The organism is Micromonospora sp. WMMC273 (assembly GCF_027460285.1).
Taxonomy (GTDB): domain Bacteria; phylum Actinomycetota; class Actinomycetes; order Mycobacteriales; family Micromonosporaceae; genus Micromonospora; species Micromonospora aurantiaca.
Window position 1 is genome coordinate 3,046,609 of sequence record NZ_JAPZBE010000001.1, and the last position, 14,047, is coordinate 3,060,655.

The 14,047-nt window shown below is 72.6% G+C and carries 12 protein-coding genes; 5 read left to right on the plus strand and 7 right to left on the minus strand.

All coding sequences use genetic code 11. The annotated features are described in order from the left end of the window. Positions 1-2: 2 nt before the first annotated feature. From nrfD to O7611_RS14265, 4 genes are all read right to left on the minus strand, one after another. Positions 3-1,178, minus strand: a complete 1,176-nt coding sequence (gene nrfD / locus O7611_RS14250; RefSeq protein WP_194803339.1) for an NrfD/PsrC family molybdoenzyme membrane anchor subunit — start codon at positions 1,176-1,178, stop codon at positions 3-5. Further along, a complete protein-coding gene (locus tag O7611_RS14255; RefSeq protein WP_269697011.1) occupies positions 1,175-2,218 on the minus strand; it encodes a 4Fe-4S dicluster domain-containing protein in 1,044 nt (347 codons plus the stop codon). The genes nrfD and O7611_RS14255 overlap by 4 nt, the downstream gene beginning before the upstream one ends. Further along, on the minus strand, positions 2,211-5,534 hold the full coding sequence (gene fdh / locus O7611_RS14260) for a formate dehydrogenase (protein ID WP_269697012.1): 3,324 nt from the start codon (positions 5,532-5,534) through the stop codon (positions 2,211-2,213). Before fdh ends, O7611_RS14255 begins: the two co-directional genes overlap by 8 nt. Positions 5,535-5,833: 299 nt before the next feature. Further along, positions 5,834-6,424, minus strand: coding sequence for a hypothetical protein (locus O7611_RS14265; protein WP_269697013.1), 591 nt, complete (start codon positions 6,422-6,424; stop codon positions 5,834-5,836). An 874-nt stretch (positions 6,425-7,298) separates the two neighbouring features. Here O7611_RS14265 and O7611_RS14270 point away from each other — a divergent pair. Together O7611_RS14270 and O7611_RS14275 are read left to right on the plus strand one after the other, a co-directional pair. Beyond that, positions 7,299-7,625 (plus strand): hypothetical protein, encoded by a 327-nt coding sequence (locus O7611_RS14270; protein WP_135240221.1) that lies wholly within the window; start codon positions 7,299-7,301, stop codon positions 7,623-7,625. Further along, on the plus strand, positions 7,622-8,272 hold the full coding sequence (locus O7611_RS14275; protein ID WP_194803490.1) for a nucleotidyl transferase AbiEii/AbiGii toxin family protein: 651 nt from the start codon (positions 7,622-7,624) through the stop codon (positions 8,270-8,272). Before O7611_RS14270 ends, O7611_RS14275 begins: the two co-directional genes overlap by 4 nt. A 62-nt stretch (positions 8,273-8,334) precedes the next feature. Here O7611_RS14275 and O7611_RS14280 read toward each other — a convergent pair whose 3' ends face one another. Continuing rightward, entirely contained in the window at positions 8,335-9,237 is a 903-nt protein-coding gene (locus O7611_RS14280; RefSeq protein ID WP_269697014.1) for an SDR family oxidoreductase, read from the minus strand. A gap of 151 nt (positions 9,238-9,388) precedes the next feature. Between O7611_RS14280 and O7611_RS14285 the strand changes: the two genes are divergently transcribed. Beyond that, positions 9,389-11,179: a bifunctional metallophosphatase/5'-nucleotidase gene (locus O7611_RS14285; protein WP_269697015.1), complete on the plus strand. Its 1,791-nt coding sequence runs from the start codon at positions 9,389-9,391 to the stop codon at positions 11,177-11,179. A gap of 40 nt (positions 11,180-11,219) precedes the next feature. On the opposite strand, the gene O7611_RS14290 is transcribed toward O7611_RS14285, so the two are convergent. Continuing rightward, positions 11,220-11,405, minus strand: coding sequence for a hypothetical protein (locus tag O7611_RS14290; RefSeq protein ID WP_269697016.1), 186 nt, complete (start codon positions 11,403-11,405; stop codon positions 11,220-11,222). A 95-nt stretch (positions 11,406-11,500) separates the two neighbouring features. Here O7611_RS14290 and O7611_RS14295 point away from each other — a divergent pair, with 95 nt between their 5' ends. Beyond that, positions 11,501-12,535, plus strand: a complete 1,035-nt coding sequence (locus O7611_RS14295; protein ID WP_269697017.1) for an NAD(P)-dependent alcohol dehydrogenase — start codon at positions 11,501-11,503, stop codon at positions 12,533-12,535. Here O7611_RS14295 and O7611_RS14300 read toward each other — a convergent pair. Further along, positions 12,522-13,649 (minus strand): geranylgeranyl reductase family protein, encoded by a 1,128-nt coding sequence (locus O7611_RS14300; protein ID WP_269698103.1) that lies wholly within the window; start codon positions 13,647-13,649, stop codon positions 12,522-12,524. The genes O7611_RS14295 and O7611_RS14300 overlap by 14 nt on opposite strands. A 143-nt stretch (positions 13,650-13,792) precedes the next feature. Between O7611_RS14300 and O7611_RS14305 the strand changes: the two genes are divergently transcribed. Continuing rightward, positions 13,793-14,029: a hypothetical protein gene (locus tag O7611_RS14305; RefSeq protein ID WP_013286401.1), complete on the plus strand. Its 237-nt coding sequence runs from the start codon at positions 13,793-13,795 to the stop codon at positions 14,027-14,029. Positions 14,030-14,047 lie beyond the last annotated feature (18 nt).

Consider the following 14,047-nt stretch of genomic DNA (forward strand, 5'->3'; position numbering starts at 1 on the left):
TGTCAGACCTGGTCGGCGGCCCGCCGGTCGGCGCGTTCGCGCTGCGGCACGACCGTGTACCGCGGGTCGCGCGCCGACGCGACCCCACCGTGGAAGATCCCGAACCGGGTGCACACCGACGCGGCGATCAGCGCACCGCCGGACAGCGCGGACAGCATCCGGCTGCGCCGGCCGACCAGCGCGCCGACGACACCGGCGGCGGTAAGCGCCCGGCCCGCGCGCAACAGCTTGCCGGGCGTGCCCTGCGTATAGGGCTCGCTGAGCAGGCCGAGCCGGTTCTCCACCCGGTGCGAACCCCACAGCTCCATCGCCGCGCCCGCGACCGCGAGGCGCCGCGCCGCACCGGCCTGGGCGCAGGGCGCGGCCACCAGCCCGACACCGGCGCCGCTGGCCAGCGCGCTGCCCGCGAAGATGGCCGGCAGTTCCGGGTACGCCTCGTGCCACGACGGCACCGCCGTGTCCGCCAGCAGCACACCGGTGTACGTGGCGAGCGCCGGCGCGGTGACGGCGGCGACCACACCGGCGGCGTGCCCGGCCGGCGGCAGCAGCCGGCGGCTGAGCCCCAGCACGCCACGCTCGGGCAGCAGCGGAGCCGCCTCGGCGATCGCCGCGACCCCGGCGGCCGGGCCGAACACGCTGAGGATCCAGGTGCCCACCGACATCGGTGAGGTCACCTTCGCCACCCGCAGCATGTGGTGGAAGCGCGACGGCCGGCCCAGGTCGTTCACCAGGAAGTACGTGCTCGCGCCCACCGCCGCCAGGGCGGTGACCCGGCCGGCGCGGCGCAGCGCCGGGCGGCCGGTGAGCTGCCCGCCCGCGGCCAGCAGCGACGAGCCGGCGGCGAGGCCGCCGGTGAACAGGTACGCGGCGATGTCCCACCGCCACACCGGCGGCTTGAGGACGGGCCGGCCGTAGTAGGAGGTGAACTCGGCCGGCGGGACGTTGAGCTGCTCCCCGCCGCCCTTGCCGCCCCGGCGTCGGCGCGGGGCCGCGTCGCGGGGCGGGTGCGGGGCCAGGCCGGCGTCGCGGGAACCCGCGTCGGTGCGTCCCACACCGGGACCGGCGGCGGTGGCCCGGCTGCCGTTCTCCCGCTCGGCGGCGCCACGGTCCTCCGGTCCCGTGGACAGGCGCTCGCGGAAGCGGCGGAACAGGTCACCGACCGGGCGGTCCGGGCTCACGACGATCCTCCGACGAACGCGGCGACGGCAGCCGCCGCCATGGCCAGGGCGGCGAACCCGGCCCGCTTCCACATCTTCGGCAGGTCCCGGGTGGTGACCACCGGGTCCGGCGGCAACCCGTACACCTCCGGCTCGTCGAGCAGCAGGAAGAACGCGCCGTCGCCACCGACGCCATCGGTCGGGTCGTGGCCGTACAGCCGGGCCTCCGGCACGCCGCGCTCGTGCAGCGCGGCGACCCGCGTGGCGGCCCGTTCCCGCAGCTCGTCGAGCGGGCCGTACTGGATCGACTCGGTCGGGCACGCCTGCGCGCAGGCGGGCGTCATGCCCGCGCCGATCCGGTCGTAGCACAGCGTGCACTTCCACGCCCGGCCGTCGCCCTTGCGCTGGTCGATCACGCCGTACGGGCAGGCGGAGATGCAGTAGCCGCAGCCGTTGCAGATGTCCTCCTGCACCACCACCGTGCCGAACTCGGTGCGGAACAGCGAACCGGTCGGGCACACGTCCAGGCAGGCCGCGTGCGTGCAGTGCTTGCACACGTCGGACATCATCAGCCAGCGGAAGTCGGTGCGGGACTCCGCGCCGCTGTCCCGCCCGGGCGGCTGGGCGCCGGGCATACCGAGGAACTCCGGACCGGCCGCCATCCGCGCCGCCGCCTCCGGCCGCCCCGGCGGCAGACCGGGATTCGTACCCGTGTCGGGTGCCGTGCCCGCCCCGGCCGCCGCCGACGCCGGGCTGATCGCCGGGCCGGTCGGGTCGCCGGCGAACGGCGGCGTGCGGTGCCCGGCCGGGCGGGGCTGCTCGATGAACGCGACGTGCCGCCACGAGTTCGCGGTGAGCGCGCCGGTGTTGTCGTACGACATGCCGAGCAGGTCGAAACCCGAGTCCGGGACGCCGTTCCACTCCTTGCAGGCCACCTCGCACGCCTTGCAGCCGATGCAGACGCTGGTGTCGGTGAAGAAACCCATCCGGGGCGGCGCGTCGACCCAGCCCGCGTCCGGGGCCGGGTCGAGCGGGCCGTACAGGCTGTTGGCGTCAGGCATCCCGATCCCCGTCCTGGTGCGCGGCGGCCGACTGCTCGTCGGTGCTGCCGGCGGCGTCGTCCCCGCCTACGGCGTCGGTGGTCACCACCGGGATCTTCCGATCCGGCGTCATCCCGGCCCGCCGCTGGTAGTCGCCGACCAGGTCCAGCAGCGGCGGACCGGTGGGACGACGGCCGGGCCGGATGTCGCAGGTGCCGACCTTGCTCTCCTGGATGAGCACGTTCGGGTCCAGCGTGATGCCGAACAGGTCGTTCGCCGAGTCGCCGGTGACCAGGCCCTCGGTGCCGAAGTGGTACGGCAACCAGGCCTGGTGGATGATCCGGCCGTCCACCCGCAGCGGGGTGAGCCGGTCGGTGACCAGTACCCGCGCCTCGATCACCGCGCGGCCGCTGATCAGATGCGCCCAGCCCAGGTGGGCCAGCCCGAGCTCGCCGGCCAGCTCCGGGGACACCTCGACGAACATCTCCGGTTGCAGCTCCGCCAGGCGCGGCACGGTACGGCTCATCCCACCGGCCGTGTGGTGCTCGGTGAGGCGGCTGACCGTGAACACGTACGGGAAGACCTGGCTGTGCGGCTCCGGCGGACTCGGGTTCATCCGGTTGATCGGATGCTCGTAGATCTTGCGGGTCGGGTTGGCCTGCTGACCGTAGAGCGGGTTGCGCATCGGCGACTCGGCCGGCTCGTAGTGCGTCGGTAGCGGGCCGTCCAGGACGCCGCTCGGCGCGTACAGCCACGCCTTGCCGTCGCCCTGCATGACGAACGGGTCGTCACCGGCGAGCGCGGCCGGGCCGGAGGCGCCCTCGGGCGGCCGGTACGACGGCGGCTTCGTCTTCTCGAAGTCCGGCACGTCGTACCCGGTCCACTCGCCGGCGTCCGGATCCCACCAGACGTACTTCTTCCGCTCGCTCCACGGCCGGCCCTCCGGGTCGGCGGAGGCGCGGTTGTAGAGCGTGCGGCGGTTCGCCGGCCACGCCCAGCCCCACTCGGCGGCCACCCAGTCCTGCTCGTGGCGGGACCGGCGGCGGGCCGCCTGGTTCACGCCGTCGGCGTAGACGCCGGAGTAGATCCAGCAGCCGATCGCCGTGGAGCCGTCGTCGCGGGCCTCGCCGAACGCGTTCAGCAGGCGGCCGGTCGCCACCTCGTACCCGTTGATCTCCCTGAGCACCGCGTCGGCGCTCGGCTCCGCGTGCGGACCGTGCGTGGGGTAGTCCCAGGCCAGGTCCAGCAGCGCCCGGTCGCGGCGCGCGGTGGAACCGGCCAGCTTCTCCCGCAGCACCCGGCCGAGGTGGTAGAAGAACCACAGCTCGGAGCGGGCGTCGCCCGGCGGGTCGACGGCCTTCTCCCGCCACTGCAGCAGCCGCTGCGTCTGGGTAAAGGTGCCCTCCTTCTCCACGTGCGAGGCCGCCGGCAGGAAGAACACCTCGGTCCGGCACTCCTCCGGCACGATCTCGCCGGTGGCGACCTCCGGGCCGTTCTTCCAGAACGTGGCGCTCTCGATCATGAACAGGTCGCGGACGACGAGCCAGTCCAGGTTGGCCATGCCCAGACGCTGGGCCCGGCCGTGCGCGGAGCCGACAGCCGGGTTCTGGCCGAGCAGGAAGTAGCCCTTCACCTTGCCGTCGATCATGTTCAGGACCTGCTGGTACGTGCCGTGGTCGCCGGTCATCCGGGGCATGTACCCGTAGCAGAAGTCGTTCTCCGGCGTCGCCGCGTCACCCCAGTACGCCTTGAGCAGGCTCGCCGCGAACGCCCGCGAGTTGCCCCAGAAGCCCTTCTGGCCCGGGTGCCGGATGCTGTCCACCCACTTGTCGAACGTCGGGTGGTCGGCGTGGTGCGGCATCGGCAGGTAGCCGGGCAGCAGGTTGAACAGCGTCGGGATGTCGGTGGAGCCCTGGATGCTGGCGTGCCCGCGCAGCGCCAGGATGCCGCCGCCCGGGCGGCCCATGTTGCCCAGCAGCGTCTGGATGATCGAGCCGGTCCGGATGTACTGCACGCCCACGCTGTGCTGCGTCCAGCCGACCGAGTAGACGAGCGCGCCGGTGCGTTCCCGGCCCGAGTTCTCCGTCCAGGCGCGCGCCAGCTCGAGGAACTTCTCCTCCGGGATGCCGCACACGCGCGCCACCATCTCCGGGGTGTAGCGGGCGAAGTGCCGCTTCAGGATCTGGTAGACGCAGCGCGGGTGCTGCAACGTCTCGTCCCGCGGGGCCTGCGCCGGCACCGGCTCGCCGTGCGACTCGTGCTCCAGCCCGGAGGCCGAGTCACGTTCCTTGCCGGTGCCCCGGGCCTTGGCATTGTCCTCCTGGCCCTCGTACTGCCAGCTCGCGTGGTCGTACGAGCCGGTGTCCGGGTTGTAGCCGGAGAACAGGCCGTCCAGGTCCTCGGTGTCGGCGAACTGCTCGCTGACGATGTTCGCCGCGTTGGTGTACGCCAGCACGTACTCCCGGAAGTCCAGCTCGTTCTCCAGGATGTAGCGCACCACGCCGCCGAGCAGCGCGATGTCCGTGCCCGCGCGGATCGGCAGGTACGTGTCGGCGAGCGCGCTGGTACGTGTGAACCGCGGGTCGACGTGGAAGACCTTCGCGCCGCGCTTCTTCGCCTCCATCACCCACTGGAAGCCCACCGGGTGGGCCTCGGCCATGTTCGAGCCCTGGATGATGATGACGTCAGCGTTGGCGAGATCCTGCTGGAAGTCCGTCGCGCCGCCGCGACCGAAGCTGGTCCCCAGACCGGGGACGGTGGCGGAGTGTCAAATACGGGCCTGGTTCTCGATCTGGAGTGCCCCCATCGCGGTGAACAGCTTCTTGATGAGGTAGTTCTCCTCGTTGTCCAGCGTCGCGCCGCCGAGGCTGGAGATGCCCAGCGTCCGGTTCAGCGGGCGGCCCTCGTCGTCGACGTCCTCCCAGGTGTCCGCGCGGGCGGCGAGGATCCGGTCGGCGATCATGTCGAGCGCGACGTCGAGGTCCAGGTCTTCCCACTCGGTCGCGTACGGCCGGCGGTAGCGGACAGTGGTCTGGCGCAGCGGGCTGGTCACCAGGCTCTTGCTGGCCGAGCCCTTCGGGCAGAGCCGGCCGCGCGAGATCGGGCTGTCCGGGTCGCCCTCGATCTGGGTGACCTTGCCGCCGGAGTGGAAGACGCGCTGCCCGCAGCCGACCGCGCAGTACGGGCAGACCGAGCGGGCCATGCCGTCGGCGGTCTCGGTGCGAGGGCTCAGCTCCGCGGAGCGGGCCGACTGGGCGGCGGCGCCGCGACCGAGCGGGTCGGTGCCGGTGAGTTGCCGGTAGACCGGCCACCCCTGGATGAACGTCTTGAAACCCATCCGCGCACCCCCTCTCCGTCGAGAACGGCTCACCTCTGCCTGTAACCCTAGGCCAGCGACCAGGGGCGTGCGACTCGAGCCCACAGACAGAGCCGCCCCGGCCGGATGGCCGGGGCGGCTCTGGGCGTCGGTGTGCATGTCGCCTCTCGGCGAGTGGCGCGACGCGGCTCCAGCCGAACGGTATTCCGCGAAGGCAATTTAGGTGAGGCCCGGGGACACTGGACACACCGACGCTCTGCACAACGGTACCGGGGTCACGGTTCTTCCGCTCGCTCGTCGTGACCCCGGTCACCGCCGGGTCAGCTGTTCCAGTGCTGGGCGACCAGGTCAGCGGCCTGCTGCTCCCACTGGGCGTAGTGGTCCGGGTAGGCCGACACCTGGACGGTCTGGGCGGCGACGGTCAGCGGCATGTCGCGCCAGCCGTCGACCTGCTTCAGGCCCTTCAGGAAGGCGGTGGTGGAGTACTCGGGGTCGGTGATCTGCTCGACCGTGCCCCAACCACTGGACGGGCGCTGCTGGAACAGGCCCTGCGAGTCGTGGTCGTTGCGGTCACCGAGGTGGCCGAGGTTCTCCAGCTTCGACTCCTGCAGGGCGGTGGCGATGGAGACGACCGCGGCACGCTCGTCCATGCCGGCCTTCTTCGTCGCCGCGATGATCGCCTTGACGTTGGCGGTCTGCTCGTCGTTCAGGTCGATGTGGGACTGGGCGCCCTGAACACCGTGCGGGATGAGCGCGGCGCTGTCCAGCTTGCCGGCGGCCTGCGTCGTGGTGACCGCGGCGTCCCGGGCGGTGGGGGTGCTGGTGTCGTGGTTGAGCGGGCCGGCGGCGAGGCCACCGGCGACGGTCAGACCGGCGATACCGAGGATGCTCTTACGCAGGATGCTGTTCATGGTGGGCTCCGTTCGGGGGTCGACGCACCCGGGGGTGGATGCGTGGGCACCGTCAGGCGCTCAAGGAAGTCTTCGGGGGGATCCGGCGCCTTGCTCTCACGCGGCCCGCGGACGCCGGGGGTGGCGTGCGGGGCGCACTGGTCGCGCCGGAGACATGTCCAACGACCGCCGGCCCGGGATCATTCCCGGACGCTGCCGCCCGCGTACTCGGGGTGCGGGGGCCGCTGCTGCGGTCGTTCACCAGGTATAACGCCCCGGCCCCGCCGCCGATTCCGCCGCCCGGGTGTCCCCGACCACCCCGAAACGGACACCGGACTCACCCCGGACACCGCCCTCGACCCGCCCGCTCCCCCACTCCGCCGACGCACACTCCCGCCGTCCGCCGCCTGCTCCCGCCCCCACTCACGTCGCGCCCGACCCCCCGCCCCGGCTCACGTTGCGCCCGTCCCCGCCCGCTAGCCGACTCGCGTCGCGCCCGCTCACGTCGCGCCCGCTCGGCCGCCCCTGCCGCGTCGATCATGAGGTTGGCGGCACATGATGTCCGATCTTGGAAGGAAACGGCCCTCATGGGGGCCGAAATCCTCCAAGATCTCCGGCGGAGAGCCGCGCGAGGTGAACAAGCTGAAGGCACGACGGGCGATCATGAAGTTGGCGGCACGAGCTGACCGGTTTGTCCGGTCCAACTTCATGATCGACGGGGCGAGGCGGGACAGGGCGGGGCGAGGCCGGGGGCGGCGGGGCGGCGTGGGGCGGGGCAGAGTGAGGCGGGCGGGGAGCGGGTGGCGGGCGGTCAGGCGGGGCGGGGCGGGTGCTGTGGGGGAGCTACGCGGGAACGATGGGGGGAAAGGGGCCGGGTTGGGGTTACCCTGATGCCATGTCGGTCACCGCGCACGCGTACCTCGCCCGCCCCGGGCGACCCGCCGTGGTGGCGCGCACCCTGGACGAGCTGACCGGCCCCACCACCGGCATCGTCGAGCTGCCGGTACGCCTGATGTGGAGCAGCGAACGCGCGTTCGACCTGGGCGACCCGGACGAGTTGCTCTGGATGTACGAGAACGTGCTGCGCGAGACGACCCGGGTGGAGGATCTGCGCGAGCTGATCCACGCGGGCACGTTGCGCCGGTTGTGGCCGCTGCTCAACCTGCCCCGGGGCGTACGCCTGGCCTGGGAGGGCCGGCACCGGAGCCTGCGCGCCGCGTGACCCATCCGCACGACTTCTACCGGCAGGTGGCCCGGGTGGCGCTTGCCGCGGCCGGCCCGCACCGTTTCGTGCTCGGCGGCGGGGTGGCGTGGGCCGTGCACGGCCTGGTCACCCGCCCCACCGAGGACGTCGACCTGTTCGCCGACGTGGAGGGCGCCGCCGCGGCGGCGGCCGACGGTGTACGTGCGGCGCTGGAACGGGCCGGTTACCGGGTGGCCGAGGTTGACCCGGGCGGGCTGGGTGAGGTGTTCGACGGCTTCGACCGGGACCTGCGCGACTTCGTGGTGAGCCGGGACGGCCGGCAGATCCGGCTCAGCCTGGCCCGCCTGGACCGGCACCGCAGCCCGGTGGTGATGGACCTCGGCCCGGTGATGGACGTACGGGACCTGATCGCCAACAAGACCGCCGCGCTGGTCAACCGGCGGGAGGTACGCGACTACATCGACGTCTCCGCCGCGCTGGACCGGTACACGGTCGCGGAGCTGCTGGAACTGGCCCGGCAGGTCGACCCGGCGCTTGATGACGAGGACGTGCGCGCGGCGGGCCGCTACCTCGACGGGCTGGCCGACCGCCGGTTCACCCGCTACGGCCTGGACGCGTCGCGGATCGCCGAGGTCCGCCGCCGGATGGCCACCTGGCCCCGCTGAGCAGCGGAACCAGGCGGCCGAGGGCGGGACCAGAAGGCCACGACGGCACCAGCCGGGGCGGCTCACTTCGTCGGGCGGCCACCCGTGACGCCGAGGATCTCGCCGGTGACGTAGCTGGACTCCTGGGAGGCGAAGTAGACGTACGCGGGCGCCAGCTCGGCCGGCTGGCCGGGACGGCCCAGCGGCGTGTCGGTACCGAACTGCTTCACCTTCTCCTCCGGCATGGTGGCCGGGATCAGCGGCGTCCAGATCGGGCCGGGCGCGACCGCGTTGACCCGGATGCCGCGCTCGGCGAGGTTCTGCGCGAGCGCCTTGGTGAAGTTGGCGATGGCGGCCTTTGTGGTGGCGTAGTCGAGCAGCTGCGGCGACGGGTCGAACGCCTGGATCGACGACGTGTTGATGATCGTCGAGCCTTCCTTCATGTGTGGCACCGCGAACTTGCAGAGCCAGAACATGGCGTACACGTTGGTCTTGAAGACCCGGTCGAACTGCTCGGTGGTGATGTCGAGCAGGCCGTTGTCCTGCGACATCTGGTACGCCGCGTTGTTGACCAGGATGTCGACGCCGCCGAGGTCGCGCAGCGCCTGGTCGACGAGGGCGCGGCAGTTGTCCTCCTCGCGCAGGTCGCACCGGACCGCGACGCCGGTGCGCCCGGCCTGCTCGATCAGGGCGACCGTCTCCCGGGCGTCCTTCTCCTCCTCGTCGGCGAGGTAGGTGACGAGCACGTCGGCACCCTCGCGGGCGAAGGCGATCGCCACGGCCCGGCCGATGCCGGAGTCACCGCCGGTGATGATCGCGCGCTTGCCGGTGAGCCGGTCGCTGCCCCGGTACGACTCCTCGCCGTGATCGGGCTTCGGCCCCATCTCCTGCTCGTTGCCGGGCGGCGTCTGCTGTTGCGACGGCTGTCCCTCACGCTGTCCGTACTGCTCGGCCGGGTGCTGCTGGGTGAACTGGTCCTCGCTCATGGATGCGCCCCTACCCCGGTGGCTGCCGGGAAAACAGCAGCGCGTGACCGGAAGGGAAACAATTCGGGCCGGTGTGGCGCACGCGACATGTGGTGGTTATGGTGCGCAACGGCGCCCACGAAGCGCGCACCCCCCATTGGAAAGGCACCTCATGACTTCCTCCTCCGGCGCCTCCCGGCGCCAGGTGCTGGCCGTCGCGGCCGCCGCCGCGACCGCTCCCCTGCTGGCCGGCGCGCCCGCCGAGGCGAAGCCGAAGCAGCCGAAGACCTGGGACCTGACGATCCTCGGCACGTCGGACACCCACGGCAACGTCTACAACTGGGACTACTACAAGGACGCGGAGTTCGACGACAGCAAGCACAACGACGTCGGCGTCGCGAAGCTGGCCACCCTGGTCAACCAGATCCGCGCCGAGCGCAAGGGCAGGGCCACGCTGGTCCTCGACGCCGGCGACACCATCCAGGGCACGCCGCTGGCCACGTACTACGCCAAGCAGGAGCCGATCACCAGCACCGGTGAGACGCACCCGATGGCCCGCGCCATGAACATCCTCAAGTACGACGCGGTGACGCTCGGCAACCACGAGTTCAACTACGGCCTGCCGCTGCTGGCCACCTGGATCGAGCAGCTCGGCTTCCCGGCCCTGGCCGCGAACGCGCTCAACGCGAAGACCGGCAAGCCGGCGTTCCTCCCGTACGTGATCAAGGAGGTCAAGCTCGGCGGGCACGGCGCGCCGAAGCTGCGCGTGGGCATCCTCGGCCTGACCAACCCCGGCGTGGCCATCTGGGACAAGGGCAACGTCGAGGGCCGCCTGGTCTTCGCCGACATGGTCGCCACCGCCACGAAGTGGGTGCCGGAGATGCGCCGCCGCGGCGCCGACCTGGTCGTCATCTCCGCCCACGGCGGGGACAGCGGCACCTCCAGCTACGGCCCGGAGCTGCCGAACGAGAACCCGACCGCGCTGATCGCCGAGCAGGTGCCCGGCATCGACGCGATCCTGTTCGGCCACGCGCACAACGAGGTGCCGGAGAAGTTCGTCACCAACCTCACCACCGGCGAGCGCGTCCTCACCTCGGAGCCGTCGAAGTGGGGCCAGCGGCTGACCCGGATGGACTTCACGCTGACCCGGGAGAAGGGCCGCTGGACGGTGACCGCCAAGTCGGCCACCACCCTGAACACCAACACCGTGGTCGAGGACCCGGCGGTGCTCGCGGCCGTGCGCGGCCAGCACGCCACGACCGTCGAGTACGTCAACCGGGTCGTCGCGCAGTCGAGCGTGGAGCTGTCGGCCGCCGAGTCGCGGTACAAGGACACGCCGATCCTCGACTTCATCAACCACGTCCAGACCGAGGTGGTCACCGAGGCACTCGCGGGCGGCGAGTACGCGGGCCTGCCGGTGCTGTCCATCGCCGCGCCGTTCAGCCGTACCGCGGTGTTCCCGCAGGGCGACGTGCGGATCCGCGACGTGGCGGGCCTCTACGTGTACGACAACACGCTGGAGGCGGTCGTGCTGACCGGCGCCGAGGTGAAGGCGTACCTGGAGTACTCGGCGAAGTACTTCGTCACGCTGCCGGCGGGCGCGCCGGTGAACCCGGAGACGATCAGCGATCCGGCGGTGCCGGACTACAACTACGACGTGTTCTCCGGCGTCGACTACGACATCGACATCGCCAGGCCGGTCGGGCAGCGGATCACCCGCCTGGTGCTGGCCGGCACGGACACGCCGGTGGCGGCGGACGCCCGGTTCGTGGTGGCGGTGAACAACTACCGGCGCAGCGGCGGCGGCAACTTCCCGGGCATCGTGAAAACCCAGGTCTACAACGCCCAGCAGGAGATCCGCCAGCTGCTCATCGACTGGGCACAGGCCAAGGGCGTCATCGACCCGGCCGACTTCTTCGTGCCCAACTGGAAGCTGGTCCGCGACGGCGTGCCGGTCTTCTGATCGTCCGGGCGGCGGGGTCCGGGCAGGTGCCCGGGCCCCGTCAGCCGCCCGCGCGCAGGTGCCACTCCGACTCCCCGCCGACCGGGTCCGGCCGGTCCGGCGGGAACTCGGTCTCGGCGGCCTCGATCCGCTCCTCCGGGCGTACCCGGGCCGGCAGTTCGCCGAAGCGGACGTGCCGCAGGAACGCGTACTCCTCGTCGGTGAACGACTCGGCCGGCTCGCTCATGACCGCATTGTGCGCCTGCCCGTCCCGTCTCCGCATCAACCGCTACGGCAGGGGTATGCCGCCGCGACGACCGTGGGCGACGAGGTGGAGGAGACATGCGCGCAGTACGGATGACCGCACCCGGTGTGCTGGAGCACACGGAGGTGCCCACGCCGCAGGCCGGCCCGGGTGAGGTGCTGGTGCGCGTCGGCGCGGTCGGCGCCTGCCACTCCGACCTGCACATCCTCGACGCGCCGGCCGGGGTGTTCCCGATGCCGATGACGCTCGGGCACGAGATCGCCGGCACCGTCGACACGGTCGGCGCCGGGGTGGACGGCTGGTCGCCCGGCGACCGGACCGCGGTCTACGGCATCATCGGCTGCGGCTACTGCCGGGCCTGCCTGCGAGGCGAGGAGAACCGGTGCCGGGTCACCCCGGTCGGCGGTATCGGGCTCAGCCGCGACGGCGGACTGGCCGATTACGTGGTGGTGCCCGCGTCCCGGCTGCTGCCGGTCGGCGACATGGACCTGACCCAGGCGGCGCCGCTGACCGACGCCGGGCTGACCCCGTACCACGCGGTGGACCTGGCGCGGCCCCGGCTGCGGCCCGGCACCACCTGCGTGGTGATCGGCATCGGCGGCCTGGGGCACATGGGGTTGCAGATCCTGCTCGCCACCACCGCGGTACGGATCATCGCGGTCGACACGAACACCGCCGCGCTGGACCTGGCCGGGCGCCTCGGCGCCCACCACACGGTGCAGGCCGGCCCGGACGCGGTGGACAGGATCCGCGAACTGGTCGGGCCGGCGCCGGATGGCGCGGACGTGGTGCTCGACTTCGTCGGCGCGCAACCCACGCTGGACACCGCCCGGCAGGTGGTCGCCACCGGCGGCCAGATCCTGCTGGTGGGCCTGGCCGGCGGCACGCTACCGGTGCGGCCGGTCGCCGACGAGCCGCCGCCGGTGCCGCTGGAGACCGGCGTGGTGGTGCCGTTCTGGGGCACCCGATCCGAACTGCACGAGGTGATCGCGCTGGCCCGCGACGGCCGGCTGCACGCCGACGTGCACACGTTCCCCCTCGCGGAGGCGCCGCAGGCGTACGAGGCGCTGCGCCGGGGCGAGGTACGGGGGCGGGCGGTCATCGTCCCCTGAGCGGGGGCAGCCGGTCGAGCAGCGCCAGACCGGCCCGTACCGGCCGCCGGTCGAGCACCTCGGCGAAGCTCGCCCGCCCCTGGCAGAACCGGACGAACATCCGCCAGCCGAGCGGGCTCGCCAGCATCGCGTGGAACACGTCGGGCCGCCGCTCGAACACCTCCAGCAGCCGGTGCCCGGCGCGCATCTCCGGCGTCAGCCGCCGGTCGACCTCCCGGGCGTACGCGTCGAGGTCACCGGCGGCCACCGCCTCACCGGCCAGCCGGCCCGAGCGCAGCGCGTAGCTGATCCCCTCCCGGCTCCACGGCTCCAGCAGCCCGGCGGCGTCCCCGGCGACCAGCACCCGGCCGTGCCGCAGCGGGGAGTCCCCGGTGCGGCAGCGGGTCAGGTGGCCGGAGTCGTGCTCCGGCCTCACCCCGGACAGGCCGAGCCGATCGGTGAAGTCGCGCAGGTAGGCGCGGGTCCGGTCGCCGTCGCCGCGGGCGGATATGACACCGACGGTGAGACGGTCGCCCTTGGGGAACACCCACGCGTACGAGCCGGGTAGCGGCCCCCAGTCGAGCAGCACCCGGCCACGCCAGCGGTCCCGCTCGGCGGCGTCCACCGGCAGTTCCAGTTCCAGGCCGAGATCGACCTGCCGGAAGCGCACCCCGACGTGGCGTGCCGTCACGCCGGACGAGCCGTCCGCGCCGATGACGGTACGGGCGCGTACCGTCTCACCGCCGGCCAGGCGCAGGCGTACCTCGTCGGGGTCCTGCTCGATCGCGCGGACCGCGACGCCCTCGCGGACCTGTGCCCCGGCGGCTACGGCGGCGGCGCGCAGCCGGTCGTCGAACTCCTCCCGGCGGATCATGGTGACCAGCGGTGCGGGGTGCCGGCGGGTGAACGCGCGTCGCCCGTCCCGGGTGAACGTGATCCGGTCGACCCGGTCGTGGGCGGGCACCTCGACACGCTCGGCGACCTCGGCGAGCGAGGTGCCGATCAGGCCGCCGCCGCACGTCTTGTACCGGGGGTGGGTGGCCCGTTCCACCACGAGCGTGCGGACGCCGGCCCGGGCCGCGGCGTGCGCGGCGGAGAGTCCGGCGGGCCCGCCGCCGACCACGACGAGATCCATGATCACGGGTGCAGCCTAGGGCACCGCCGTGCCGCGCCGCCCGGTACGACAGTCGAACGGGTGAGCATCATCGGGGCTCGTCCGGGTAACCGCCGGTCGCCGGCCGTCCGCGGGTCGGGCGGTCCACGCCGAGGAGGGAAGCGATGCCTCAGGTCCAGCTGTCTGCGGTCGAGGAACGGGTCTACCAGGCGGTGTCCGCGCTGGAGGTGCAGGGACACGTCCCCTACCCGGACCTGATCGCCCAGGAGACCGGGATGACCGAGGAGGAGCTGCGCGAGCCGCTGCACTCGCTCACCGAGCGAGGGCTGCTGCACCGCGAGGACTCCCCGATGTCCGGCCTGGACTTCGGACCCCGGTGGTGCGCGCGCCAGATGGCGTGATCGAGTCGTTTGCCCCAC

Bases quoted from the DNA above. Each gene is read 5' to 3' on its own strand.
- O7611_RS14255 (WP_269697011.1), bottom strand. From the start codon at position 2,218: ATGCCTGACGCCAACAGCCTGTACGGCCCGCTCGACCCGGCCCCGGAC.
- O7611_RS14265 (WP_269697013.1), bottom strand. From the start codon at position 6,424: ATGAACAGCATCCTGCGTAAGAGCATCCTCGGTATCGCCGGTCTGACC.
- O7611_RS14270 (WP_135240221.1), top strand. From the start codon at position 7,299: ATGTCGGTCACCGCGCACGCGTACCTCGCCCGCCCCGGGCGACCCGCC.
- O7611_RS14280 (WP_269697014.1), bottom strand. From the start codon at position 9,237: ATGAGCGAGGACCAGTTCACCCAGCAGCACCCGGCCGAGCAGTACGGA.
- O7611_RS14285 (WP_269697015.1), top strand. From the start codon at position 9,389: ATGACTTCCTCCTCCGGCGCCTCCCGGCGCCAGGTGCTGGCCGTCGCG.
- O7611_RS14290 (WP_269697016.1), bottom strand. From the start codon at position 11,405: ATGAGCGAGCCGGCCGAGTCGTTCACCGACGAGGAGTACGCGTTCCTG.
- O7611_RS14295 (WP_269697017.1), top strand. From the start codon at position 11,501: ATGCGCGCAGTACGGATGACCGCACCCGGTGTGCTGGAGCACACGGAG.
- O7611_RS14300 (WP_269698103.1), bottom strand. From the start codon at position 13,649: ATGGATCTCGTCGTGGTCGGCGGCGGGCCCGCCGGACTCTCCGCCGCG.
- O7611_RS14305 (WP_013286401.1), top strand. From the start codon at position 13,793: ATGCCTCAGGTCCAGCTGTCTGCGGTCGAGGAACGGGTCTACCAGGCG.